Annotated in this window: 20 protein-coding genes and 1 tRNA gene; 17 read left to right on the forward strand and 4 right to left on the reverse strand. The window is 49.6% G+C overall.

All coding sequences use genetic code 11. The annotated features are described in order from the left end of the window. Positions 1–50: 50 nt before the first annotated feature. Positions 51–1,079, reverse strand: coding sequence for a threonine aldolase family protein (locus DWZ56_RS15775; protein WP_118557564.1), 1,029 nt, complete (start codon positions 1,077–1,079; stop codon positions 51–53). A gap of 255 nt (positions 1,080–1,334) precedes the next feature. On the opposite strand from DWZ56_RS15775, the gene DWZ56_RS15780 reads away from it, so the two are divergent. From DWZ56_RS15780 to DWZ56_RS15810, 7 genes are all read left to right on the forward strand, one after another. Beyond that, positions 1,335–1,913, forward strand: coding sequence for a DUF4358 domain-containing protein (locus tag DWZ56_RS15780; protein ID WP_118557604.1), 579 nt, complete (start codon positions 1,335–1,337; stop codon positions 1,911–1,913). A gap of 35 nt (positions 1,914–1,948) precedes the next feature. Next, on the forward strand, positions 1,949–3,343 hold the full coding sequence (locus DWZ56_RS15785) for an MBOAT family O-acyltransferase (protein WP_118557565.1): 1,395 nt from the start codon (positions 1,949–1,951) through the stop codon (positions 3,341–3,343). Between the two features lie 11 nt (positions 3,344–3,354). Then, on the forward strand, positions 3,355–4,536 hold the full coding sequence (locus DWZ56_RS15790; protein ID WP_118557566.1) for a DHHW family protein: 1,182 nt from the start codon (positions 3,355–3,357) through the stop codon (positions 4,534–4,536). An 81-nt stretch (positions 4,537–4,617) separates the two neighbouring features. Then, a tRNA-Leu gene (locus DWZ56_RS15795) sits at positions 4,618–4,701 on the forward strand. A 175-nt stretch (positions 4,702–4,876) separates the two neighbouring features. Then, entirely contained in the window at positions 4,877–7,270 is a 2,394-nt protein-coding gene (locus DWZ56_RS15800; RefSeq protein ID WP_118557567.1) for an ATP-binding protein, read from the forward strand. An 8-nt stretch (positions 7,271–7,278) separates the two neighbouring features. Continuing rightward, positions 7,279–8,481, forward strand: coding sequence for an MFS transporter (locus DWZ56_RS15805; protein ID WP_330424897.1), 1,203 nt, complete (start codon positions 7,279–7,281; stop codon positions 8,479–8,481). Positions 8,482–8,592: 111 nt separating this feature from the next. Continuing rightward, positions 8,593–9,243, forward strand: coding sequence for a YczE/YyaS/YitT family protein (locus tag DWZ56_RS15810; protein ID WP_118557568.1), 651 nt, complete (start codon positions 8,593–8,595; stop codon positions 9,241–9,243). 90 nt (positions 9,244–9,333) lie between these two features. Here DWZ56_RS15810 and DWZ56_RS15815 read toward each other — a convergent pair whose 3' ends face one another. Together DWZ56_RS15815 and DWZ56_RS15820 are read right to left on the reverse strand one after the other, a co-directional pair. Then, positions 9,334–11,283 carry a sensor histidine kinase gene (locus DWZ56_RS15815; RefSeq protein WP_118557569.1) on the reverse strand — a complete coding sequence of 650 codons (1,950 nt, stop codon included), beginning with the start codon at positions 11,281–11,283 and terminating at the stop codon, positions 9,334–9,336. 262 nt (positions 11,284–11,545) lie between these two features. Further along, positions 11,546–12,349, reverse strand: coding sequence for an NYN domain-containing protein (locus tag DWZ56_RS15820; RefSeq protein ID WP_118557570.1), 804 nt, complete (start codon positions 12,347–12,349; stop codon positions 11,546–11,548). A gap of 199 nt (positions 12,350–12,548) precedes the next feature. On the opposite strand from DWZ56_RS15820, the gene DWZ56_RS15825 reads away from it, so the two are divergent. The 4 genes from DWZ56_RS15825 to DWZ56_RS15840 all read left to right on the forward strand — a co-directional run bounded on the left by DWZ56_RS15825 (position 12,549) and on the right by DWZ56_RS15840 (position 15,289). Then, positions 12,549–12,908: a BlaI/MecI/CopY family transcriptional regulator gene (locus DWZ56_RS15825; RefSeq protein ID WP_118557571.1), complete on the forward strand. Its 360-nt coding sequence runs from the start codon at positions 12,549–12,551 to the stop codon at positions 12,906–12,908. A 4-nt stretch (positions 12,909–12,912) separates the two neighbouring features. After that, positions 12,913–13,830 (forward strand): M56 family metallopeptidase, encoded by a 918-nt coding sequence (locus tag DWZ56_RS15830; RefSeq protein ID WP_118557572.1) that lies wholly within the window; start codon positions 12,913–12,915, stop codon positions 13,828–13,830. Between the two features lie 49 nt (positions 13,831–13,879). Then, the gene (locus DWZ56_RS15835; RefSeq protein WP_118557573.1) at positions 13,880–14,485 is read left to right on the forward strand and encodes a hypothetical protein; all 606 of its coding nucleotides are present in this window, start codon (positions 13,880–13,882) and stop codon (positions 14,483–14,485) included. A 93-nt stretch (positions 14,486–14,578) separates the two neighbouring features. Further along, a complete protein-coding gene (locus DWZ56_RS15840) occupies positions 14,579–15,289 on the forward strand; it encodes a DUF2461 domain-containing protein (RefSeq protein WP_118557574.1) in 711 nt (236 codons plus the stop codon). Positions 15,290–15,411: 122 nt separating this feature from the next. On the opposite strand, the gene DWZ56_RS15845 is transcribed toward DWZ56_RS15840, so the two are convergent. Then, on the reverse strand, positions 15,412–16,707 hold the full coding sequence (locus tag DWZ56_RS15845; RefSeq protein ID WP_118557575.1) for an MFS transporter: 1,296 nt from the start codon (positions 16,705–16,707) through the stop codon (positions 15,412–15,414). Positions 16,708–16,969: 262 nt separating this feature from the next. Between DWZ56_RS15845 and DWZ56_RS15850 the strand changes: the two genes are divergently transcribed. The 6 genes from DWZ56_RS15850 (at position 16,970) to DWZ56_RS15875 (ending at position 26,389) form a co-directional block, all read left to right on the forward strand. Further along, the gene (locus DWZ56_RS15850) at positions 16,970–17,752 is read left to right on the forward strand and encodes a hypothetical protein (protein ID WP_118557576.1); all 783 of its coding nucleotides are present in this window, start codon (positions 16,970–16,972) and stop codon (positions 17,750–17,752) included. A 369-nt stretch (positions 17,753–18,121) separates the two neighbouring features. Further along, positions 18,122–18,631 carry a GNAT family N-acetyltransferase gene (locus tag DWZ56_RS15855; protein WP_118557577.1) on the forward strand — a complete coding sequence of 170 codons (510 nt, stop codon included), beginning with the start codon at positions 18,122–18,124 and terminating at the stop codon, positions 18,629–18,631. A gap of 25 nt (positions 18,632–18,656) precedes the next feature. Beyond that, a complete protein-coding gene (locus DWZ56_RS15860; protein ID WP_118557578.1) occupies positions 18,657–20,567 on the forward strand; it encodes a DNA gyrase/topoisomerase IV subunit B in 1,911 nt (636 codons plus the stop codon). A 109-nt stretch (positions 20,568–20,676) separates the two neighbouring features. Continuing rightward, positions 20,677–22,902, forward strand: a complete 2,226-nt coding sequence (locus DWZ56_RS15865; RefSeq protein WP_118557579.1) for a DNA gyrase/topoisomerase IV subunit A — start codon at positions 20,677–20,679, stop codon at positions 22,900–22,902. Positions 22,903–23,280: 378 nt separating this feature from the next. Continuing rightward, a complete protein-coding gene (locus DWZ56_RS15870; protein ID WP_118557580.1) occupies positions 23,281–23,829 on the forward strand; it encodes a hypothetical protein in 549 nt (182 codons plus the stop codon). 55 nt (positions 23,830–23,884) lie between these two features. Continuing rightward, positions 23,885–26,389 (forward strand): ABC transporter substrate-binding protein, encoded by a 2,505-nt coding sequence (locus DWZ56_RS15875; protein WP_118557581.1) that lies wholly within the window; start codon positions 23,885–23,887, stop codon positions 26,387–26,389. Positions 26,390–26,584: the final 195 nt, after the last annotated feature.

A 26,584-nucleotide genomic window follows, 5' to 3' on the forward strand; every position in this document is an offset into this window, starting at 1 on the left:
TTACAGCTGTATTTATATCATAAGAAATTGCTCCTATGATATAAAACTGTTCAGGACAGCAGTGTCAGGAGATCCTTAAGGAAATCCTCCACATAGGATTCTTTCGTCGCCCAGGAGGTGACAAGGCGGATGCAGGTATGGGCCTCATCGATCACCTTTTCCGTGTGAAACAGGAATTTCTGTTCCAACTGCTGGATAATACGGTGATCCAGTATGGGAAACTGCTGGTTGGTCGGGGAATCCACCAGAAATTTTACGCCCATATCTAGCATGCCGTCTTTGAGTCTCTGCGCCATCCGGTTGGCATGAGCCGCCAGTTCAAAATACAGGTTGTCCTTAAACAGCGCTTCGTACTGAATCCCGATTAAAAATCCCTTCGCCAGCATGGCGCCCTTCTGCTTCATCTGATAACGAAAATCCTCATCAAAAGCGGGATTGCAGATCACATATGCCTCCCCTAGGAGGGCGCCGTTTTTTGTGCCTCCGATATAGAACGCATCGGTAAGCGAGGCGAGATCTCGCAGGGTCAGATCGTTGCCCTCTGCCATCAGAGCGGTGCCGATGCGTGCTCCGTCCAGAAACAGATACAGGCCGTGTTCCCGGCAGCAGTTATGTATGTCGGTCAGCTGTGCCTTCGTATAGATCGTGCCGAGCTCTGTGGAGTCGGAGAGATACACCATCTTTGGCATAACCATGTGCTCTGTAGTATGTTCGGTAAAGAGGCGGCATATGCCTTCTGGAGTCAGCCTGCCGTCCTCGCAGTGCCAGGTGAGCACTTTATGACCTGCGGCTTCAATGGCGCCGCATTCATGGACATTGATGTGGCCGGTAGAAGCCGTTATAACCGCCTGATGCGGGCGCAGCACGGAGGAGATGGCCAGCAGATTCGTCTGTGTGCCCCCGGTCAGAAAATGAATGGAGACATCCTCCCTGCCGACCGCACGTTTTATAAGCTGCCTGGCTTTTTCACTATGCGCATCCAGACCGTAGCCATCATTTTGTTCCAGGTTGGCCCTGCCCATCATTTCAAGAATCCGGGGATGAGCGCCTTCGCTGTAATCATTTGCAAAACTGATCATATCTTATGCCTCTCTGTTCGTTATAATGCGCGGAGCTCTTACATAAGAGTTCTGCTGTAGATATCATTATACGAAACTTATAAGCAAAAGAAAAGTCAAATTATACAGCTGCGTAAGAGAAATGTAAGTTGTCAGAATTCATGGTTCGCTGTTATAATAGCATACGGCGCGGAAAAAGATGCATACTATGTAGTACTACAAAGCAGTGATTTAACAGATATGGTGAATGCGCAAAATGCGCGGATGGGAGAAATTATGAAGAAAAGAGTACTTGCACTCATGCTGGCTGTCTCTCTGGCACTGGTGGGATGCGGCGGCAAGGAGAATGAAAAAGAAACAACAAACGGAGCGGACAGCGGTTCATCCGCACAGATTCAGGATGCTTCAATGACTGTCATCCATGATGCGGTGAAAGCGGCATACGGTGAGAATTATCTTCCGAGCATGCCCTATGATGATACATCGCTTCAGGATGTCTTTGGCGTGGATCCGGAATGGTGTGAAGAATATATTGCGGAAGGCCCTATGATCAGCGCTCATGTCGATACCTTTGTGGGTATAAAAGCCAAGTCGGAAGAGGATAAGAACAAGGTGCTCGGAGCGCTGGAAGAGTACCGCAATTATCTGATCAACGATTCGTTCCAATATCCTGCCAACGTGATGAAAGTGCAGGCATCGGAAGTGATCAGTTTTGAAGACTATGTATTTTTCCTGATGCTGGGCACGGTGCCCATGGAAGTGGAAGAGCAGGGCGATGATGCAATACTGGCAGAAGCCGAAGCGCAGAATCAGATCGCGGTGGAAGCAATCCGCGGAGTACTTTATACAAAGTAAGACAGTCAAAGAAAGACAGTAAGGCAGGTATTGCCATGGTATTTTCCAGTATATTATTTTTATTTCGATTTCTGCCGGCAGTTCTGCTTATCTATGTGATCGCGCCGCGGTCATGGAAGAATGCCGTGTTATTTCTGGCCAGCCTCTTTTTCTACGCCTGGGGAGAACCGGTTTATGTGGTGCTGATGCTGTTTTCCACCGTTGTGGATTACACCCATGGCAGATTGGTAAACCGATTCCTCGGGCAGGGGAAAAGGGGAAGGGCGAAATGGGCGGTAGCTTCTTCCATGCTGATCAACCTGCTGCTCCTGGGATTTTTTAAGTATGCGGATTTCCTTGTGTCGAATCTGAACCAGCTGTTGGGCACGAATCTGCCTCTTTTACAGCTGGGGCTTCCGATCGGTATATCGTTTTACACTTTCCAGACTATGTCCTATACGATCGATATCTACAGGGGGGATGCGAAAGTGCAGAAAAACATTATCGCATTCGGCGCCTATGTTGCGCTGTTTCCCCAGCTGATTGCGGGTCCCATTGTGCGCTATAAAACGGTTGCTTGCGAGCTGGATCACAGGAGGATGGATGCGGACGGCTTTGGGGAAGGCGCGTTTCGTTTCTCGGCCGGACTTGCCAAAAAGGTGCTCTTAGCCAATCAAATCGGGATTTTGTGGGAGCAGATATCCGCAGGCAGCACTGCGTCCATGCCGGCGCTTACAGCCTGGTTTGGCATACTTGCCTTCGCATTTCAGATCTATTTTGATTTCTCAGGATATTCAGATATGGCGATCGGACTCGGGAGGATGTTCGGATTTCACTTTCCGGAGAATTTTGACCATCCCTATGAATCAGCGAGCATTACGGAGTTCTGGAGGCGGTGGCATATCTCCCTGGGGACCTGGTTTCGGGAGTATGTGTATATCCCTTTGGGCGGTAACCGGAAAGGGCCGGGAAGGCAGGTATTTAACCTGGCCGTCGTATGGCTGCTCACAGGTATCTGGCATGGAGCCAGCTGGAATTTTGTGGCATGGGGCGCGTATTTCGGCATCCTGCTGATTGTAGAAAAGCTGTTCCTTTTAAAGATACTGGAAAGGCTGCCGCGTTTTGCGGCACATGCTTATGCCCTTTTATTGGTGCTGTTTGGCTGGGTGATATTTGCGTTTGAAGATCTGTCACAGGGAGCCAAGTATCTGGGAGCCATGTTCGGAGCCGGAGGAAGCTTAGCGGACGGTAATACCGCCTGGCTGCTTTTAAATTATGGTGTTCTTCTGCTGATTCTGACCCTGGGTTCGACCGGGCTTCCGGCCAGGCTTGCCAGACGTTTCCGCGAAAACGCGATGGCAAAGGGACTGTTTCTGTCAGCGATGATCGTGCTTAGCGTGGCATTTTTAGTGAATGCTTCCTATAATCCGTTTTTATATTTTCGTTTTTAGAAGGAGGAGCCATGTTGTCAAAGAAAAATCTGCCGTCGGCATGTTTTCTGCTGCTGATTGCCGGATTTACGCTGTGGAGTATCTTCGTTCCCAAGAAAACCTTTTCTGAAAATGAGAACAGAGTGCTGGCCCAAAAGCCGGAGCTTAACGCTTCGGATGTGCTTTCAGGACAATACGGTCTGGATTATGAAGAATGGCTGACGGACCAGTTTCCTGCCAGGGACCGGTGGATTGCATTGAAGGCCTGGACAGAGAGAATAAGCGGAAGAACGGAGATCAACGGTGTCTATTTCGGAAAAGACGGGTATCTGTTTGAACGGTTCATGGAAGGCGATCTGGATGAAGGACTGAAGGAGAAAAATCTGGATGCCATCGCGGATTTTGCAGGTAGATACGGAGCCCTTTTGGGAGAGGATCATGTGAGGGTCATGTTGGTTCCGAGCTCCGGTGCGGTGTTAAAAGATAAGCTTCCGGCCTTTGCACAGATGTACGATCAGAACCGGATGCTGTCTTCCATGCAAAATAAACTGAAGGAGGCCGGAATAGGAGATGCCTGGGTGGACGTCCGGCCCATGTTTGAGGAAAATTCGGACCGGTATATCTATTACCGGACGGACCATCACTGGACAACTCTAGGAGCCTTTCTGGGATATCTTGCCTGGAAGGAGAGTCTGGCTGCGGATTCAGGTGCCGGCGGCCCGTACGGCATAAGAGAATCAGATTATCAGGTGAAAACAGTGTCGGAGGATTTTCTGGGCACGATTTACTCCAAGGTAAATATCTGCCTGCAGAAGGATGAGATAGAGCGCTGGGACAGAAAAAGCAGCGGCTATGAATGGACCGTGGAATACAATCTCGGGGAAAAGGTCACCGATACGTTTTATGAGGAGTCCTATCTGGCTAAGAAGGACAAGTATGCCTACTTTTTTGATGGAAATCAGCCGCTGGTGAGAATCGTCAACCATTCCAAGCCTGAAGACAGCGGGAAGCTTTTGATTATCAAGGATTCCTTTGCGCATTGTTTCGCGCCGTTTGCGGCAGAGGAATTTGCGGAGACACATATGGTGGATCTGCGCTATTTCCGCATGCCGCTTTCGCAGTATGTGGAGGAGAACGGCATAACGGATGTGCTGGTGCTGTATAACACGATGAACTTGGCCAAAGACCGAAATATGAGCGCTTTAAACCGCTGATTTAAACCGCTGAGAATAAAAACTGCTTGCATGTTTTTTATTTTTATGGTAAAATCTTCTCGTTGCGTTAAAGCAGCGAATGCCGCTGTGGCGGAATTGGCAGACGCACTTGACTCAAAATCAAGCGGATTCACATCCGTGCCGGTTCGAGTCCGGCCAGCGGCATCCAGGAAGAAGTCGATTGTTATGATACGATCGGCTTCTTTTGTTTTATTCAATAGAAAAATGCTTTTTATTTTTGCAATATGCTTTATAATGGAGATAGAAAGCCGCATTCTGCGGCTGGCTGTCTGATCGTTGGAAACGCTTGTGAATACCGCGGATGGAACGGGGAGTTAATATGTACGAAAAAAATCTGAACACACTGCTGGATGCGCTGACGGATACCAGCGTTTATGTGATTGAGGAAGAGACGCATAAACTGCTGTATTTTAACCAACGCTGTGAGGATACCGGGCACGGATGTGCCAGGCTGGGGAGAAAATGCAGTGAAGTCTGGCCCAGGATGTGCGCTGACTGCCCGATTGAGGCGATGGGGGAGAAAGACTCCAGCCATATACTGCGTTTCGATCCTGAACTCCATTCGATGGTGGATATGACGGCCAGCCGGATTCTTTGGGATGGGCATATTCGTGCCGTTGTGCTCACTTCAAGGCCCCATAGTCTGAATTACAAGGAAGAGCAGGGGCTGGATCATGTCATACGCATGTATGAACAGAGTCTGGTCACGGTTTTTAGAGAATGTATCATTGCGAATCTGAGTGCGGATTATTATGTCAATTGCCAGAAAGACATGCTGTGGACAGATATACCGCAGCAGGGTAATTTTGGATCTGAAAATCGCCGCTATGCGTCTAAAACCATACATCCGCAAGATCTGGACTTATTTTTAGACAGCTATTCCAGAGAAGCTATGCTTCGGATATTCGGAGAAGGAAAAAAGCAGATTGTTAAAAGAATGCGGCGCTTGACGGAAGACGGCACTTACCATATGGTGGAATTTGCAGCGACTAAGATAGAGGATCTAAGCTTGGAGGAGTGCTGGTGTGTGCTGGTTTTCAGGGACATAGATGAGGAATACCGGCAGGAGATGAAACAGCGCATGGAGATCATTCAGCTGGCTACGGCGGCCAGAATTGCTTTTGAAATGCTGATTTCAGTGAATCTGACGAAAAATACCTATCGCATGCTGGAATATGACCGCTTTCAGACCAAAAAGGCCGCAAGGTCAGGCTGCTTTGATGAATTGATTGAAGTCGGGGCTTCCACGGTAGATCCGGATTTCAGAGAGGAATTTGTACGCAAATTTTCCCGGAGTTCTCTGTTGGACGCGTTTGCGCGCGGGGAACGGGTTGTGTCGATGGAGATGCGCCAGATGGGGGATGATGGTATATATCACTGGAATTCCACTCAGGCCATATGGGTGGACAGTCCGGACACAGAAGATGTGCTGGAAGTGACACTTTCAAAATGCATTGATAAGGAGCGTCAGCAGCAGGAGGAAAACCTGGAAAAGGAACGGACATCCAAGGCACTTTTAGAGGATGCGCTGGAGAAAGCAAAGAGTGCAAACCGTGCGAAGAGCGATTTTTTATCCAGAATGAGCCACGATATCCGTACGCCGATGAACGCGGTTCTGGGCATGACTGAACTGGCGCAGATGCATATGGACGATCAGGAAAAGCTGAAAGATTATCTTTCCAAGATAGAGAGCTCCGGCAGGCATCTTTTGGGACTGATCAATGAAGTGCTGGATGTCAGCAAGATTGAAAGCGGAAAGGCGCAGTTGGAAGAGACTGCGTTTGACCTGCACGGTTTGATTGAGGGTGCAGTATCCATGGTGCTGCCGACACTACAGAAGAAAAAACAAACTCTGACAGTGGAAATAGGTAAAGATGTTCATACACAGGTACAGTCGGATCAGCAGAAGCTTCGACAGGTGCTTGTAAACATTCTTGACAACGCCTCCAAGTATACAAAAGAAGGCGGTGTGATACGCATATCCTTGAAAGACCTTGACAAAGAGGAATTTCAGGCCGGAACATATCAGTTTGTGATTGAGGATAACGGTATCGGCATGACGAAGGAGTATCAAGAGCGGATCTTTGAGCCGTTCAGCCGGGCGGATGATGTAAGGGCGGGCGGTGTAACAGGAACCGGCCTGGGCATGACCATCGTTTTAGACATTCTGAATATGTTGGATGGGAAAATCGATGTGGAAAGTGAACCCGCAAAGGGAACACGGTTTATTGTGACCGTGCGTCTGGCGCGCAACCGCCGTTTCCCAATTTTGGATACTCAAACGGAAGTGCCCGATCAGACTGGGTTTTACGGATTACGGGTCCTGGTAGCGGAAGATAACGAGCTCAACCGTCAGATCGCCGGAGAAATGCTTGCATTGCTCGGTGTGGAGGCGGAGATGGCCCCGGACGGTTTTGCTGCGCTCGAAGCGGTCCGCACTCATCCACCCTATTATTATGATATGATCTTTATGGATATTCAGATGCCTGTGTTAAACGGTTATGAAGCGGCTAGACAGATCCGGGGCCTATGCATGGAACACATTGAGGAGCTTCCGATTGTCGCGATGACCGCGGATGCTTTTACGGAAGACGTGAAACAGGCCCGCCTGGCGGGTATGTGCGCTCACATTGCCAAACCGATCTCCATGGAACAGCTGCGAAGAGCGCTGTCAAGCTGCGTGCGATGGAAAAAATATAATGATAGGAATTGATGGTGATAATGATGAATCAGTCTGATTGGAAAAACAAGGCTATACGGTTTTTGACTGCACAGACCATATCGCTTTTTGGATCTTCTCTGGTACAGTATGCGATCGTCTGGTATATTACACTTTCCACTTCTTCCGGCAAGATGCTGACAATATCCACGCTTTGTGGTTTTGTACCTCAGATCGTGATATCCCTGTTTGCAGGAGTGTGGGTTGACCGCTATGAACGTAAAAAGCTGATCATGCTCTCAGACAGCATAATAGCGGCAGCAACGCTCGTTTTAGCAACTGCGTTTCTTGCGGGCTATAGAAATATATGGTTTTTATTTGCGGTGCTCATTATCCGGTCCGCTGGCACCGGTATCCAGACACCGGCTGTCAATGCGGTTCTGCCGCAGATAGTTCCGCAGGAACACCTGATGAGAGTCAACGGTATCAACAGCACGCTGACTTCTCTGACGATGTTTCTGTCACCGGCGGTGAGCGGAGCGATACTGTCCGTCGCACCGTTGGAAGCAACACTGTTTATCGATGTGATCACCGCAGTGATCGGGGTGTCCGTCACTTCGACGGTAAGCATTCCGCTGCATAAGGAAAATAAGGGGAAGGGAATATTCGCTCTTGGCGATATCCGGGAAGGATTTGCCTATCTGAAGGAGCGTGCGCTGATCAGACGGCTGATGCTGTTTCAGATTGCCGTGCTGTTTCTGATCAGCCCTTCCGCATTTCTGACGCCGCTGTTAGTCAGTAGAACCTTTGGCCAGGAAGTATGGCGTCTGACCGCCAGCGAGATGACCTACAGCCTGGGAATGATCCTGGGAGGGCTGCTGATCACCGCCTGGGGCGGGTTCAAAAAAAAGCTGAATACGACCCTGGCGGCAGGCGCCTTCTATGGCGCGCTCATGCTGGGGCTGGGACTGGCACCGGTATTTGCGGTCTATCTGCTGTTGAATCTGCTGATCGGCATCACCTCGCCCTGCTATAATACACCGATCACGGTGACCATACAGGAACGGGTGGAGCAGGGGATGCAGGGCAGGGTATTCAGCCTGATGCAGATTTCTACCTCCTGTGCGCTGCCTTTGGGCATGGCATTGTTCGGGCCGGCAGCGGATTATGTCAGGGTGCAGCAGCTTTTGCTGGCGGCAGGCGCGCTGGTCATTCTGGTCACCGTCGGTATGGCCGTCTTCCAAAGATTCGACCGGGCGGACTGAAAACGCGGCCTGCAGGACGGGAGCCCGCATAAGAGTTGGTCATTGCAGTAGGCCGCTTTCTGATGTATAATGTATGGCAATGTGGAGATTAAAGGAGTCTGAACGGGTCGTATGAAGAAACGCTTGAATACATATATATTTTATGTCCTGGGTCTGATCATAGCAGCGCTTGGAAATACACTGATGATAAAAGCGGCGCTTGGACAGGCTCCATTTAACGCCATGAATTACAATATATCCATGGTTACGGGTCTGAAAATAGGAGATATTGGCATTCTCTTTAATATCTTTTTTATGGCGCTGCAGATCCTCATTTTGCGCCGGGATTTTCAATGGCTGCAGCTTTTGCAGCTGGTACCCGGATTTATTTCGGGTAAATTCTTAAATCTGTTCATGTATGACCTGCCGGTAACGGCTGCCATCCTCCCCGGCTCATATCCGGCGGCTCTGCTTGTATTTTTGTGCGGGCAGTGTGTGTCGGCGCTGGGGATATCCCTTGTCACCAGCGCCGATGTGATCGCCTTTCCCTGCGAATCCCTCTGCAAAGCATTAACCGGCAAGACCAGGCTTAGCTTCCGGTTTTACCGGACTATGTGTGATGTGAGTTTTCTGGCGGCGGCTCTGACGATCATGCTGTTTATCGGAAATACCAATTCCATCCGTGAGGGCACGGTCATCAACATGCTGCTCACCGGTACGCTGATCGATTTCCTGAACCGAAAATTATGTGAAAAATATATTTACCGGACGAAAATACAGTAAATGCAATGCCTTTGCTTCTGGATGTGAATCTGGCCCATGTGACCGAGCTTGTACGCTTCACAGTTCGATAACGGGCATCTCTCCTGCGGCTTACCGGACTGACCTAAGCGTGTCCGGCCTGGATGCGGGTTTTAACAGCAAGGCGGTATTCACATGGAAGGTGCTGTCCGTAAAGCTGATATGCAGCTTGCTGTCATAGCGTTTTGCAATCTGTTCCATGGTTTTCATGCCATAACCGTGAGCGGTTCTGTTTCCTTTGGTTGAAATACATATGTTGTTTTCTCTGTCATAATAGACAGGGCCGTTTTTAGAATTCTCTACCCCTATATAGCAGTATTTTCCGCGGATATGCATGGTGATGCATATCCATTTTTTTGCGCCCTCCTCCATGCCGGCGCAAGCTTCCAGCGCGTTGTTAATCATATTCATAAGAAGCGCGCACAGATCATTATCCGCAATATCCAGATATTCAGGGAGAGATACATGCGTTTCGGCCTCAACCCCGTCTTTCTCTGCCCTGGCCAGCTCCGAAGAAAGTATGGCGTTGACCACCGGATGGGCGGTGTACTGAGGCGTGGCCACAGAGCCGGTTTCCTGGGTGAGAGCGGATATGTACTCCTGCAGCCTGTCTGTCTGTCCGGATTTTCCGAGGCTCTCCATAACCGTGAGGTGGTGCAGCATATTATGGCGCATTTCCCTAAGCGACGATATATTATCCTGCATGTTTTTCAGGCTTTCATAAGCGGCCTGGCTTTTCATGGTGAGCATGGTAAAATCCGTTCTTCTGGCGATCTCCTGCCGGATCAGATCAATGCTGACGGAAGCGATGCCGGGAATGATCATCAGCCCGTTGAAGAGCCGCAGAAGATATACCGTATTCCCGTTATGGGACAGCCTCTGAAGTGTATTCTGAAGATATCCCGGAAAAACCAGCGGTGAGATGCATAGAAACAGCAGGTATGCCGCCGCCAGCCCAACGGTGATCCTGGCATAGAGAGCGAAAAATCTGTTATGAAGCCGCCATTCGAGCAATGCAAAAACAGTGATGAGGATCATAGCCAGCAGGCTGGCACGGCCCGCCAGATAGACCAGCATCATATAGGTATCCCCATAGGGTACCAGCAGATTTAACTGGGTCAGGGCTGAAATTACGATGGAAATAAACTGCAGAGCGGCGACTGCCAGCGCCGTCTTCTGAAATTTTTGCATGCGTGTGCACAAAAACAGTGCCATGGCCATTGTGGAGCACAGCCTGCACAGGGTGACTGCATCCAGCCTGTATCCGTCAAAATAGGATATGGCATAGGAAGCGGAAATCACCACTTCCGCCGACTGCAGCAAGAGAAACAGGGAGAGAAAGAAAAGCCCTAAATCCAGCTTGCCGCGAACTGCCCGGAGGACAAAAAAGATAAGCAGAAGGAATGCCAGTACGGCGGGTATTATGGCGTTACAGGCATCCTGCCAGGACTGTGAGATCAGAACACTCTCATATCCCCGCGTGCTGTAGAGTGTGACCGGGCACGGATAGATATCCGTATAGCCGGGCTTTTCGCCCGGGGAGGAGGCCTGTACGACGGTCAGTGTCCTGCCGGCATAGTCCAGGGGGAGGGAGATTAAGATGCCTCCGTGGGTCCTCTGCTTTTCTGTATCCGTAAGCTGCACATTCCCGATCTCATATCCCGTATCGTATGCGTCCGTATAGATCAGTTCATCATCCAGAAATACCGCAACTTCTACATTTGCTACCCCCAGATTCAAGAGGGGGGAATCCAGCTGTTCCGTCATGATGCGCGAACGGTAAAATGCCTGCCCCTCATATTCCAGGCCGTAGTAAAACAGAGTGCCGGATCGGTCCTGAATTTCAAGCGGGGTTCGAAGCCCGTTTTCACATGTATAAAATTCCCATCCGCGCATGTCATCCGCAGTGGGGTCCAGCGGGATGATTTCATCGGAAAAAGGCCCGGCATAACGCAGGAGAAGCGGAATAAAAAGCGCACATATCAGCAGAACTGCCGCAGACGCGGCCAGTATTTTTTTCATGACTTTACCATTCCTTTATTATGATGTTAACAGACTGCACCGGATCGGCAGGCCGCCCGGTGCAATTCTTACCGACATTATAGCATAAAGAGTTGCTTTTAAGGGGGCGCCGGACATGGAAACAAACGAGAAACAGTATCTGTCTGTGTGGGGACAGGTATATGGCAGAAAATGCCGTCCCATGGCTGATATTCAGCCGGGGGCGGCATTCGTTTGGTGTGCCTGACGGAGCATATTTCAAAGATGCGTTTATGCTGTCCGCTTATTTCTGCCGGAAGTAGATCTGGCGCTGGTTATTGCCGGTGGAAATCCTCTTGATCTCATATTCACCCAGAGATTTCACAAAGGTAGTCAGCTTGGAATAGCCGAAGTTTCTGACATCAAAGTCCGGCACGCGCTTGGCGAGCTGGTCGCCGAGCTTTCCGCAGGATACCCACCCGTCTTCATCGGAGAACTGTTCCACCAGTGTGCGGATGGTTTCACGGATCATATTCAGATCGGTCTGCGGCTGGATATCCTCATCCGCAGGAGCACTCTTTGCGCTGTAATCGCCGGTTTCCTTTACCACCGCCTTGGTTTCCTTTACCAGGGGGCGGGGCGGCGGCGCGTTCTTTTCCGCCTTCTGCTGGTTGGAGTACAGGATGTCCAGATATTTAAACTGGTTGCATGCGGAGATGAACGGTTTGGGGGTTTTGCTCTCGCCCATGCCGATCACATGCATGCCGGATTCCCGCAGTCTGGCAGCCAGGCGGGTGAAATCGCTGTCGGACGATACCAGGCAGTAACCGTCCACCGTACCGGAATAGAGGATGTCCATGGCATCGATGATCATGGCCGAATCCGTCGCATTTTTCCCCGATGTATAACCGTACTGCTGTATGGGGATGATGGAGTTGTCCAGCAGCACGGATTTCCAGGAGGACATCTGCTGGCTTGTCCAGTCCCCATAGATTCTTTTGTAGGTAGCAACACCGTTGTTGGCCGTTTCTTCCAATATAATCTTAATATACTTATCTGAAATATTGTCTGCATCGATCAACACCGCAAATTTCTGTTCTGTGTCCATTATCCTACCTCATTTGATTTTGATTTGCCTTTAGTATACCATTTTTTGGATTGGAAGGTCAAGGGAGGATTTTCATGGGTAACGTGGGCAACGTGTTGACATATCCGGACTATAGTGGTAGTCTATGTATAGATAGACTATTGCTGTAGTCTGAAATGCATTCATAAGTCGGAATGATCTGAAGCAAAGAGGTGGGTATATGGAATCGGTAAAGCTGTATGACAGTGAATGGAAGTTGATGGAGATACTCTGGGAGGGGGAACCGGTGAGCGCCAGGGATCTGGCAGTGCTGGCGGCAGAGAGGATCGGCTGGAACAAGAATACAACGTATACCATTATTAAAAAGCTGGTGGAGAAAGGGGTCATCCGCAGGGAGGAACCCGGCTTTTCCTGCACTTCGCTGGTCAAGAAAGAGGAAGTGCAGAGATCAGAGACCAGGTCTCTGATCGATAAGCTGTTTCGCGGTTCCAGAAAAGCTTTTTTTGCGGCTCTGCTGGAGGACGAGGAGATAAGTGAGGACGAACTGGCACAGCTGAAGGACATGATAGAAAAGCGGTGATGGCATGATTGGAGAGATGTTTTACTGGGTTTTGTCAATGAGTGTGCTGGGAGGCGCCGTCATTCTGATCCTGCTGGCTATGCGCAGGCTGCGGCGCTTTCCGCGTAGATTTATATATCTTATGTGGGCAGCTCCCGCCATCCGGCTGCTGATTCCCGTAGGGCTGCCGAGCCGTTACAGCCTGCTGTCACTTTTCTCCGGTTCTGTTTTAAAGAGCGTGGATATCGGCAAAACGGGCGGATTTATGGATCTGACAGCATCCAATTTGATTCAGGCTGCGGATCAATATTTCCCTTTTTCCTATAAATCGGATCTGCTGCGTCGGATTTTTGAGGGGGCCGGCCTGATCTGGCTGACAGCCGCCTGTCTGGCGGCGGCAGCGGCGATTTATCTGTATCGGCGGGGGATGTCCGACACCGGGGAAAGAACAGAAGTGATGCCGGGCATCTGCCGGTCGGACAAGGTTCGCCATCCGGCTGTCTATGGGATACTCCGTCCGGTGATCCTGATACCTAAGGATCTGCCGGACACAGAGTGCCGGTATGTTATCCGGCACGAACAAGCGCATATGCGCAGGAAGGATAATCTGTTCCGCCTGGCCGCTGTGCTGATTGCCTGCATACACTGGTTTAATCCCCTCATATGGATCTCTTTGAAATATTTCTTTGAAGATATGGAGATCAGCTGCGATGAAATAGTCATGAAAGAGCTGCTGCCGGAAGAACAAAAGGAATATGCATCGGCGATCCTTGGCTGTGCGAAAAGCAAATCTCCTTTTGTCAGCGCTTTCGGCGGCGCGGGATTAAGGCAGAGAATTGAATCTATTTTAAGTTATCGTAAGATGACGGCGCTGTCGGCGCTTCTGTGTGCTGCCTGGACGGCGGCGGTTCTGTTTGTGCTTCTTGCAAATGCGCCGGCTTAAGGGAAAATAGGCAGCGGCGGCTTTCAGATACGAAAAGGAGGGAGATTATATGGACCATCAGTTAAAGATGTTATTCCACGGACAGCTGTGTAAAGGGCACCGGCTAAAGCGTCCGGTGCTGCCGGCTCTGCTTGTATTCATACTGCTATGCCTTACAGGATGCCGTCAAAGCAGCGCTGATAAACCGGTGTTTCAATTTGACAGTGAGGGCATCTATGCCGGCTTTTCCTTTGTTCCCGGCCGCTATACGGTAGAGCAGGCCTTAAAAGACGGCTGTTATGTCAGCACGGATGAGGCGGAGGAAGACTTAAAGGCTGCAAATGACAGGGCCTGGGAAGAGTTTCTCGCGTTGTCGGGAGCAGGCAGGGAATGTTCCATACGTTTTGCCTGGTTTCTCCCGGAAGGAAACAGCTATGCGGATCTGTTTTATAAAGACGGAACCTTCCACTATTTTCAGAGCGACCACCCGGCCGCGGACAAAGGGTGGACAATGCTTCGGCCCCTGACAGGGGAGGCGGGCATTCCGAAGAAGGAGCAGACCATCTATGTGTTAACGGACAGCACAGAACTAACTTATGATGATGTGACCTGGTCCATGCTTTCCAGCGATACCCGCAGCGTAACAAAGATACCGTTTGTATGGCTTCCGATTTAGCCGTCGATTTATAAATGATCATCTTGCACAGCGGTTCAAGGTGCGCTATGATAGACCCATGAAGTAAAATACAGCATTTGTGGGAGGTTTTGTATGCCGTTTTCATCCGAGACAATCCGGTTTCTTACTGAAAATAGACGCCAAAACAGCAGGGCGTGGTTTGAGGAACACAGGGAAGAGTATGAGCTGTATGTGATGGAGCCGTTAAAGGAGCTGACGGCGGCATTAGGCCCTTATATGCGCCAGATCGATGAAGAACTGACGGTTGAACCGCGCGTGGACCGCACGATCAGCCGCATCCGCAGGGACACAAGATTTTCCAGAGACAAATCCCTCTATCGGGACAATATGTGGATTATTTTTAAGAGAGGTCAGATGCACGGCACGGCTGTGCCCGGATTTTACTTCGAATTCGGGCCGGAAGGATACAGTTACGGATGTGGGTTTTATGCGGCCTCCCCCAGCTATATGGATACAATGCGTTCGCTGATTCTGCAGGGATGCAGCCAGTTTGAGGATGCCCGCAGGGCGTATGAGTCCCAGCAGACCTTTGTGATGGAAGGAGAGAAGTACAAACGTCCCCATTATAGAGAACTGCCGGAAAATCTAAGGGACTGGCTGGAACGCCGCGGAATCTGCTTCTGTGCGGATTATGAAGGGCTGGAAACGATGTATGAGCAGGATCTTTGGAAAAAGATCAGGGACGATCTGCGGCTTGTGATACCGATCTATGATTTTCTGCTTCTGGTGTCTCAGACAGAAAGCCGGCAGAAACCGGAAGCCGCTATAAAACAGTTTTTATAAATAAAAAGAGCGCCGGCATCTTTATACCGCTTCTGTAATCACATGGGAGCGGTATAAAAAATGCCGGCGCTTTTCGATGCATGGAGGAAAATTATTTCCGGCGGGCAGCCGTTTTTGCCTGTTTAATCCTCGATATCAAACGCCTCCAGCCTGCTCTTTGGAGGGATGGGTCTGCTGTCCCCGTGCTTTACAAACAGCATGGTGAAAAAAGCGGCTGCAACGAACAGCGCGGCGTAGGGAAACAGCGTGTGGTATCCTATATGCTCCAGCAGCGCACCGGAAAAAATCGGGGTCACGATCTGCGCCGCCATGGAAAAAGTGTAATAAAAGCCGGTATATTTGCCGATATCGCTCCCTCTGCTCATCTCAACAACCATGGGATAGGAGTTTACATTGATGGCCGCCCAGGCCACACCCACCAGCATAAACAGCAGATTGACCGCCGGATGGTAATGCCTGATGAAGGCGCCTATACCAAACATGGAAAACAGAAGTGCGACTCCCATCAGTATGGTCTTTTTTCTGCCGATTTTCGATGCCAGCGCGCCCACCGGTATATACGAAACAATCGCCGCCACCGTGGCCACCAGCAGGCAGTTCGCAAAGCCTCCACCCTCGATTCCCCAGTAGATCTGTGCGTATTTGGAAAATGCGCTGGTCACCGCGTTATAACCCATAAACCAGAAAGCCACTGACAGAAGTATGAGCACTAGGCTTTTTCTCACATCCGCAGGCATGGGAGCGGGCTTACTGCCCGGCTCTGCCGCTTCGCTAAGGTCGGGTTCCGGCTCTAAGGTGAGCTCTAGTTCCTCCCTTTGCCGGCGCAGCGGATTTTCACGAATCTTTAAAAGCAGCACAGCAACGGCGGTCACCATGACCAGAGCCACGATCAGGAAAATCGGTAAGTAATCCGGCTTTCCCTCCTTTGTGACAAGCGTTGAGATCAGCAGCAGGGAAATCACGCCGCCCACAGCCCCCATGAGGTTGATGATGGCGTTGGCCTTGGATCTAAGCGGCTTGGGGGTGACATCCGGCATCAGGGAAACAGCCGGTGAGCGGTAGGTGGACATGGCGAGCAGCGTTACCATCAGGGCGCCGGCAAACAGCGGGAGAGACAGGCGGTTATCCGCCACAGGAATCAGCAGCATGGAGATGACTGCAATGCCTGTGCCCGCCAGGATAAACGGGGTCCTCTTGCCGAGGGGCGTATGTACCTTATCGGACAGCGTGCCAAACAGCGGCAGCATAAAAAGCGCCAGCACATTATCCGCGGCCATCACAAACCCCGCAATGGTATCGCTGATCTGAAAGGTGTTTTTCAAAATTAAGGGGATGATGCTGTCGTAGAGCTGCCAGAAAGCGCTGATCGATAGAAAGGCCAGCCCGACGAGAATGGTTCGTTTGGTATTCAGCTTCATAGAGGTCCTCCCTGTTCCTAAGAAATTATAAAACTAATTAACTTCATTATATCTTACCGGATGAATATTAGGAAGAGAATTTCCAAAGATCATTCTTATTTTTTCCCGCCGTCTGAACTGTTACAATTTGACAGATGCCCCGCCAGGTATTAGACTGGAAGCAGAATACATAAGCGCACAGGACTGATTCTGCAGATGAACTTTTGCGCGCAGATGACAGCAGCCTGTGCTGTGACAAAGTAAAATCAGGGGAGGAATTGATATGTCTGGAAAAACTGGAAAACCCGGAGGCCTGTTTGGCTCTAAAAAAAACATGAGGGCGCTGATGGTGGTGCTGCTGTTTTTACTGCTGGTGATCATGCTCATGGCCGGAAATCCCGAGTCGCCGCTCTATAAGCAGCTTACGGCACAGCCCGTGGCTGTACAGGTGCTGGCTGTGGCGGTCTTTGCCGCCGCTGCCATCGCTTTAATGATCGGCTTTATCAGAACAAAACCCGGCGTGATGGAGGACCCGTCCAAAGTGCTGAAGGAGCATTCCGTATTTGTACATAAAGGCCTCACTCTGCCGGACAGGGAAAAGGTGAAAAATTTCTTAAAGGCCGCCGGTTTCGCATTCTTTGAAGATGACAAAGTCATGATCGGCATTTATTTCTACGATGCCGCAGGCCCTCTTACAAAAGCGCAGTATCTGTACAGTTATGTGGTGCTCCCCTGTGACATGACGGAGGAAGAGTTCTTAAAGGAATATAATGAAAAAATCCGGGAAATGACGGTAAAGCACATGAAGGGAAAACGCAATCTGGGCTATATCATTGCCTCTCCGATTTTTTGTTACTGGGGCAGCAATCCTTCAGAGGCTGTGCTCGAAAAGTGCCGCTGCGGCATTGACAAAGCCGCCGGAAAGCTGCTTGCCACCTTTTCCTACGCGGTGGATCCGGAAGCCGGAATCCTGTATTATGCCGAATATTTAAATAAGATAGAGGATGAGTACATGATTTCTTATCATAAAATTGTGGAATGGATGGAACGGCTGTACCATATTTGAGTTACAGTTCTCATGGCTGTCGTAAACCTTCCGCGTAAGGCAGGCCAGAGTATGGTCTTCATAGGGACGCGCTCTCGCTCCGTGAAGCGCGCAGCGGTTCTAACGCTGCAAACTACGCAGCGAAAGAACCGGCGGGCTTCGAGGGATCCCAATGAGGACCATACTCTGGCCTGTCTTACACTGCTTTATCGGCAGCCGTGAATAGTAACATAAGAACATATATTCGGAAGCCTCTTGACGGTGCCGAATTTCTCTGTTATACTTTGACAGGATTACAGCGGGACGAAGCGGGACAGTACCGACAGGCACTGTCCTTTGTGTTCTGCAATGCGGTAAGATTTATACATAATTCAGTCAGGAGATTGAGGTATGAAAATTGAATTAAAACAGCTTTCACCCCAAAATGGTATAGCCGAGTATCAAATGCTGCAGGAGATTGGAAGCAATGAAAACGGTTTTACCAATGAAGTGAATGGAATGTCTTTTAATCAGTATAAAGAATGGTTAATTCAACAAGACGATTATTCAAGAGCACAAAACATGCCTGAAAACTATATTCCGCAAACGACGTATTTCTTCTACATTGATGAGCAACCTGTCGGAATAGCGAGAATACGGCATTATTCGAGTGAGTTTTTAGAAAAGCAGGGTGTCGGGAATTTTGGATATGGCATTGCGAAAACATATCGTGGAAGAGGATATGGAAATGCATTGTTTATTGAAGTATTGAAAAAATGTAAATTACTTGGATATTCTAAAATAAAGTCGTTTGTTCATGCGGATAATATAGCGTCTAATAGAGTGTTCACAAAGAATGGCGCAGTTTTAACAGGTGTTTTTAACGGAGTAAAAAATATTTACGAAACAGCAGTTGATTAATATGGCAATATAGTTGGAGGTACGTATGGCAAAATATAATGCAGACAGCATTACGGTTCTGGAAGGCCTTGAGGCGGTCAGGAGGCGGCCGGGGATGTATATCGGCAACACTGGGAGCAGGGGGCTGAACCATCTGGTCTATGAGATCGTGGATAACGCGGTGGACGAGCATTTGGCCGGATACTGCGATAAAATAACAGTGACGCTGCAGAAAGACGGGTATGCATCTGTGGAGGACAATGGCCGCGGAATCCCGGTGGATATGCATCAGAAAGGCGTTTCCGCGGAGCGGGTCGTTTTTACCACGCTGCATGCGGGCGGCAAATTTGACAACACATCCTACAAGGTTTCCGGCGGACTGCACGGAGTGGGTTCATCGGTTGTTAATGCGCTCTCAGAGGAGATGGAGGTGTTTGTCTATCAGGGCGGGAAGATTTACCGCGATCTCTATCACCGCGGGATTCCTACGCTGGAACTTGAAGACGGGCTGCTCCCCGTGATTGGAAAGACCAGAAAATCAGGCACATGTATCCGCTTTCTGCCGGATGATACGATCTTTGAACGGATCCGCTTTAAGGCGGAACACATCCGAAACCGCCTCCATGAAGTGGCTTATCTGAACCCGGGGTTAACCATCCTGTTTCGCAACGAAAGAGCCGGCGAAGAGGAAGAAATCGAATTTCACGAGTCAGAAGGCATCAAAGGATATCTGAAAGAGCTGAATAAAGGCAAAAATCCCAGCTGTGAACCAATCTATGTGAAGTCCGTATCCGAGGGGATCGAGGTGGAACTGGCCCTGCAGTTTACGGATTCCTTTGAAGAAGAGATTCTGGGCTTCTGTAACAATATAAATACGGTGGAGGGCGGCACCCATATTACAGGCTTTAAAGCCAGGTATACGGCGCTTATCAACTCCTACGCCAGAGAACTCGGCACCCTGAAGGAAAAGGATAATAATTTTACCGGCGCGGATACCAGATGCGGCATGACGGCGATCCTCGCGATCAAGCATCCGGACCCCCAGTTTGAAGGGCAGACGAAAACAAAGCTTGGCAGCACGGATGCGACCAGAGCGGTTTCCAATGTGATCGGGGATGAGTTGACCCTGTATTTTGATAAACATCTGGACGCTTTAAAAGCCTGCATATCCTGTGCGGAGCGGTCGGCCAAGATCCGCAGGGCCGAGGAACGGACCAGAAGCAATCTGCTTTCAAAGCCGGTGTTCTCATTTGATGGCAACGGAAAACTGGCAAACTGTGAGAGCAGGGATGCTTCGATGAACGAAATCTTCATCGTGGAAGGCGATTCGGCCGGGGGATCGGCCAAGACAGCAAGAAACCGAAGGCATCAGGCGATCCTGCCGATCCGCGGCAAGATATTGAATGTGGAAAAAGCCTCCATGGATAAAGTGCTTGCTAACCTGGAGATCAAGTCCATGATCGAAGCATTTGGCTGCGGCTTCAGCGAAGGTTATGGGCATGACTTTGATATCACGCGATTAAAGTATGATAAGATCATCATCATGACCGATGCGGATGTGGACGGCTCCCATATCGCCACACTGCTTTTGACATTCTTTTACCGTTTTATGCCGGAGCTCATCACAGAGGGACATGTGTATCTGGCCACACCGCCTCTGTATAAGGCAATCCCTAAAAAAGGTCCGGAAGAATATCTGTATGACGATGCCGCTTTGGAACGCTACAAAAAGAAACATAAGGAATTTCATCTTCAGAGATACAAAGGTCTCGGGGAAATGGATGCTGAGCAGCTCTGGGAAACCACGATGGACCCGGAGCACCGTGTGCTAAGACAGGTCAGCGTGGAGGATGCCTATCTGGCGGGACATATGACGGGGGTTCTGATGGGTACGGATGTGGTGCCGCGCAAACAGTTCATTCATGACAACGCCTCCATGGCGGATTTGGATGTCTGACCTTATGGGTTCATACGGCGCATCTTCTTGACCGAAAAGGCCGGTCACCGTTGTCAGAAACCGTTACAGTTAATTAAGGAAGATAGATTATGAGGAAACGGAGAGAAATATGTCAGAGAAAATAGTGCAGACAGAATACAGCGAGGTAATGCAGAAATCCTATATTGATTATGCCATGTCGGTGATTACCGCCAGGGCGCTGCCGGATGTCAGAGACGGATTAAAGCCGGTGCAGCGCCGCATCCTGTACGCGATGGACGAGCTTGGCACCCATCATGACAAACCTCACCGAAAGTCCGCCCGTATTGTGGGCGATACCATGGGCAAATATCATCCTCATGGGGATGCATCCATCTATGACGCCATGGTAGTAATGGCTCAGGATTTCAAAAAGAGCCTGCCTTTAGTGGATCCGCACGGCAATTTCGGTTCGATCGAAGGGGATGGCGCCGCCGCGGCCAGGTACACAGAGGCCAGACTGCAGGAGATCACGGATGCAGCGTTTCTCGCCGACCTGGATAAAAATGTGGTGGATATGATCCCGAACTTTGACGGCACGGAAAAGGAGCCGAGCGTGCTTCCGGTTAAAATCCCGAACCTGCTTATAAGCGGCGCTGACGGCATCGCTGTAGGCATGACGACCAGCATCCCTTCTCATAATCTGGAAGAGGCGGTCGATGCGTCCGTTGCCTGCCTGAAAAACCCGGATATTACGGTACATGAGCTGATGGAGTATATCAAGGGTCCGGACTGGGCTACCGGCGGCATTGTGATTAACCAGGCGGATCTGGAAGAAATTTATACCAGCGGAAATGGCAAGATTAAAGTGCGGGGCCGGGTGGAATTTGAAAAAGGAAAACGGGAAAGAGACCGTCTGGTAATCACGGAGATCCCGCCCACTATGGTCGGCAGCGGGCTTACGAAGTTTTTTATCGATCTGTCCGAACTGATCGGGAAAAAGCAGCTTCCGGAGATCACCGATGTATCCAATATGTCCGATAAGGACGGTATCCGCATCGTGCTGGAGGTGAAGAGGGGCGCCGACATAGAACGGGTGAAAAATATCCTCTATAAGAAAACCAAACTCGAAGATACCTTCGGCGTCAATATGCTGGCGATCGTGGACGGAAGGCCGGAGACACTGTCTTTAAAAGCAATCCTGACGAAACATCTGGATTTCATGGTGGAAGTCAATACCAGAAAGTTTGCGACGCTGCTGGAGAAGGAGAAGGACAGAAAAGAGGTGCAGGAAGGTCTGATCAGGGCCATCGATATCATCGATTTGATCATTGAAATCATCCGGGGCAGCAAATCCATCCGCGAGGCGAAGGATTGCCTGATGGGACTGCCTAATCAGGTGAATTTTAAGTCCGCGGGGTCGAGGAAGGAAGCCGCGCAGCTGCATTTTACGGAGGTACAGGCCACCGCCATTTTAGAGCTTCGCCTTTCAAAGCTGATCAATCTGGAAATCCTCGCTCTGGAAAAGGAATACCGTCAGACAGTCGCTAAGATCGCGCGCTATGAAAAGATCCTTTCCGATAAAAATGCCATGAAAAGAACGATCTGCGAGGATCTGGAAGATATAAAGCATAAATTTCCGATGGAGCGCAGGACGGAGATTACCAATCAGACCGGAGCTGTGGCCGTGGAGGCAAAGGTGGAGGAGCAGGATCTCATTTTTACCATGAACCGGTTTGGATATGTCAAGCTTCTGGATACTGCCACCTATGAACGCAACAGAGAAACGGTTGAGGCGGAAAACCGGACGGTAGTTCCGGTTAAAAATACCGATAAAGCCGTATTCTTTACGGATGCGGGCTATGCCTATCAGGTGAAGGCCATGGATATCCCATTGGCCAAACTGCGGGATAAGGGAGTTCATATTGAGACACTTTTATCCTATAAGACGGAGGAGGAATCCATCCTTTATACCTCTTCCATGGAGAATCTGAAGCAGTCCGACCTGGTCTTTATCACCCGATCGGGCCTGGGCAAGATCGTAAAGGGCACCGAATTCGATACAAATGTGCGGGCAGTGGCGGGTACAAAGCTGACGGACGGTGATCAGGTGGCCGAAATATGGCTCAATGAAGGGCGGCAGTTCGTATTGCAGACGGAAAAAGGTTACTTCCTCCGTCTGACTGCAGACCAGCTGCCGGAGATGAAAAAAAATGCACTTGGAAATAAATGCATAACTATGGGTAAAGATGACATGGTGAAAGCCATTTATGTGCTTGAAAACGGCCATGAAACCATAAACTATAACGGAAAAGAGCTGGATCTGATGAGTGTAAAGCCTGGGAAAAGGGGGCAGACCGGCGTAAAAAAGAAGTAAAATCAGGAAAATTCGCAAGGAAAAAATATGAGCTTCTTTACAGATTTAACCATATACAGGCCCGCAATGCGGGCCTGTATATTTATGCAGACTTACAATAATTTTTGAAATGTTCAAATAGTACAGTAAAGATAAAACAATTGTTTTTATACTTGTTGAAATTGACAATAAATGCGATTTAGTATATAATCGATTTCAAGATATGCCTGAATACCCGGGGGGGGGGTATTTTCGAAATCCCCATTTTTCCAGCAGAAAAAACTGCAGAATAAAAACGCGCAGGCGGAGTATCCCCCATGTGCGGGATTCTTTTTCACATAGAAACAGAGAATGCCGGCCATCCGGCCTTCTTACTAAGGAAGGTTTGTATCAGATTATATGGGATTAGTCAGAGAACGAAACTATGCGAAGGATTATATCCGGCAGGAGGACGGCGGTAAAAAGCCGAAGTACATATATCAAGGGACATGGTATGTTGTAGATCTGCCGGATGAAGAATATAAAAAGCTGAAGTTTAGCTATGGGATCAGCGGTATCGTACTGTTTGCAATGCTGATTTTGGCAGGTCTTGTCAATACGGGGGGAAGCCGCACAATCTATGTGGTATTTCCTTATATCATCACAGTTTTCCCACTGATTTATACAGAGATTGGCATCTGCAACCTCGTATTCGGGGAACGCAGGATGACACAGAAGGCATATGATTACTCCCTGATGCGCGTACGCAAATCGGCTGCGGCGATTGCGGTTCTCGCGGTTTGTTCCGCGGTAGGAGAGCTGGCGTATCTGATTTTTGCGAGCAGCGGAGGTAATCCGGCGGGAGAGATGATCTATCTGATGGCCGTGACGCTTATGGCGGCGGCGGCATATCTTTTGGGGCGCAGGAAAGTGCCGGTCAGGACCGAAGCTTCCGGCCAGGACAGTTAATGTGTTTATTATATAATTTATATATAATAAAGTAATACGAAAAAGGAGGTATACTATGAAAGGCAATTTGAAAAAAGCAGCAGCTTTGCTTATGGCGCTGGTATTGTGCGCATCCATGATCGCAGGCTGCGGCAAGAAAGCAGACGAAACAACGGCTGCGCCTGCAGAAAGCACAACAGCTGCTGCAGAGAGCACAACAGCAGCAGAAACTTCCGGATCAACGGACGGCAAAGAAGTACCGTTAGTAATCGGTACCAGCCAGTTCAGCCAGAAGTTCAGCCCGTTCTATGCGGATACCGCATATGATATGGATATCGTGGATATGGTATTCCAGGCGCTGGTAACAACGGACAGACTCGGCGGGGTGATCATGAACTCCATCGAAGGTGAGACTGTAAACTACAACGGTACCGATTACACTTATCAGGGAATTACGGATATTACCGTAGACCGTGATGAGGCGGCCGATACCACGACCTATACCGTTAAGCTTAGGGATGATCTGAAATTTTCAGACGGAGAGCCCTTAACGGCTGACGATGTGATCTTTACATATTATGTGTTTTTGGATCCCGCATATGTGGGTTCCACAACTGCAAACTCCTATGATATCGTGGGACTGCAGGATTATGTGACACAGACCACATCCGAGATCTATGACAAGTACAAAGCGATCGTGGATCCTCTCTATGAGGCCGGAATCGATCACAAGTGGTCTTCTTCCGATGCATGGACAGAAGAGATGCAGACATGGTTCTGGGATACAGTAAAACAGAACTGGGCTGCACATGTTCAGATGATCGTGGATTCCATGGTAGGCGACTATTTGGATGATGATAACGCAGCGGCGGCTTTGGGATTAAAAGCGGCTGATATCGAAAAAGACGACAACATGAAGGTTGCTTTCGGCATGGCTATGTACGGCTTTGCATCCCTCAACGATGCGGGTATGCTGGTTGGTACCGGCGCCGGCACAGAGTGGGATGTAAAGAACGGCAAGGCTCCGACAATCGAAGAAGCGGCTGCCGAGGTTATGGCACAGTATGATAATGATCCGGTAACCTACTATGATACCGAAACTCTGGGCAATGGAGAAGCGGATGTTCTTGGAACTTCCAAGGACGCATTTATCAGCAACTTCGCAGCGAGCGAGCCCGAACTGGAAAACGGTATCCCGAATATCGCAGGTATTGTAAAGGTTGATGACTACACGGTTCAGATCACGATGAACGGCTTTGCAGCTCCCGCGATCTACAACCTGCTGGGCATCCCGGTTGCACCGCTGCATTACTACGGCGACCCCGCACAGTATGACTACGAGAACAATCAGTTCGGCCATCCTTACGGCGATCTGTCCGTTGTGGAAGCGAAGACAACTCAGCCTGTAGGCTCCGGCCCTTACAAATTTGTAGAGTACAAGGACAAGGTTGTTTATTTGGAAGCCAATGAGAACTACTGCTTTGGCCAGCCTAAGATCAAATATGTGCAGTACAAAGAAATCGTTGCCAACGAAGTCGCTGCCGGTGTTAAGAACGGCACTGTGGATATGGGTGAGATGACCGGATCCGTAGAGCGTTTTGACGAAGTGCAGGGCTACAACTCCAACGGCGAGATCACAGGTGATGTAATCACTACAACGAAAGTGGATAATCTTGGATACGGATACATCGGTCTGAATGCGGATACGATGAACGTTGCGGGAGAGGCTTCTTCCGACGCTTCCAAGAGCTTAAGAAAAGGTTTTGCAACACTGCTGTCCGTATACCGTGACACTTCCATTGACAGCTATTACGGTGAGGCAGCAAGCGTAATCAACTACCCGATTTCCAACACATCCTGGGCAGCACCTCAGCCTACCGATGCCGATTATCAGCAGGCATTCTCCGTAGATGTGGACGGCAATCCGATCTATACGGCGGATATGACCCCGGATCAGAAGTATGAAGCTGCTCTGCAGGCTGCGATCGGTTTCTTTAAGGCTGCAGGCTATACCTTTGACGAGGCATCCGGCAAATTTACCGCTGCTCCGGAAGGCGCTAAGATGTCTTATGAAGCGCTGATCCCCGGCGACGGCACTGGCGACCATCCTTCATTTGCAATCCTGACCGATGCATCTCAGGCGCTGGCATCTATCGGCCTGGAGCTGAAGGTGAACGACCTTGCGCAGTCTACCGTGCTTTGGGAGAGACTGGATGCGGGAACACAGGAGATCTGGTGTGCTGCATGGCAGGCAACGATCGATCCTGATATGTTCCAGACCTATCACTCTTCAGGTATCATCGGACAGGGTGGTTCTGACAGCAACCACTATCATCTGGCAGATCCCGCGCTGGATGAACTGCTGGTAGACGCACGCGGAAGCGATGATCAGTCCTACCGTAAGTCTGTTTACAAACAGTGTCTGGATATCATTATTGACTGGGCGGTAGAAGTTCCTGCTTACCAGCGTCAGAACTGTGTCATCTTCAGTACTGACAGAATCAACATGGATACCATGACACCGGATATCACTACCTTCTATGAATGGTGGGCTGAAGTAGAAAATCTGGAAATGAACTAACTGCGGATTTTCTCTATAACTTAGCAGGCGAAACTGCAGGATGAATGGCGAAACAGCCATGAATCCAAAGTCACGGCAATGGGGCTGTCACAAAAACAGGTATTTTGGGGCAGCCCTCACTGCTGTATATGGATGATCTATCGTGGCGGTTTCGTCAAATCCTGACGGATGAATCATAAGAAGAAAAACAGAGGG

The sequence above is a fragment of the Lachnotalea sp. AF33-28 genome (genome assembly GCF_003477885.1).
In the GTDB taxonomy this organism is placed as follows: Bacteria; Bacillota; Clostridia; order Lachnospirales; family Lachnospiraceae; genus AF33-28.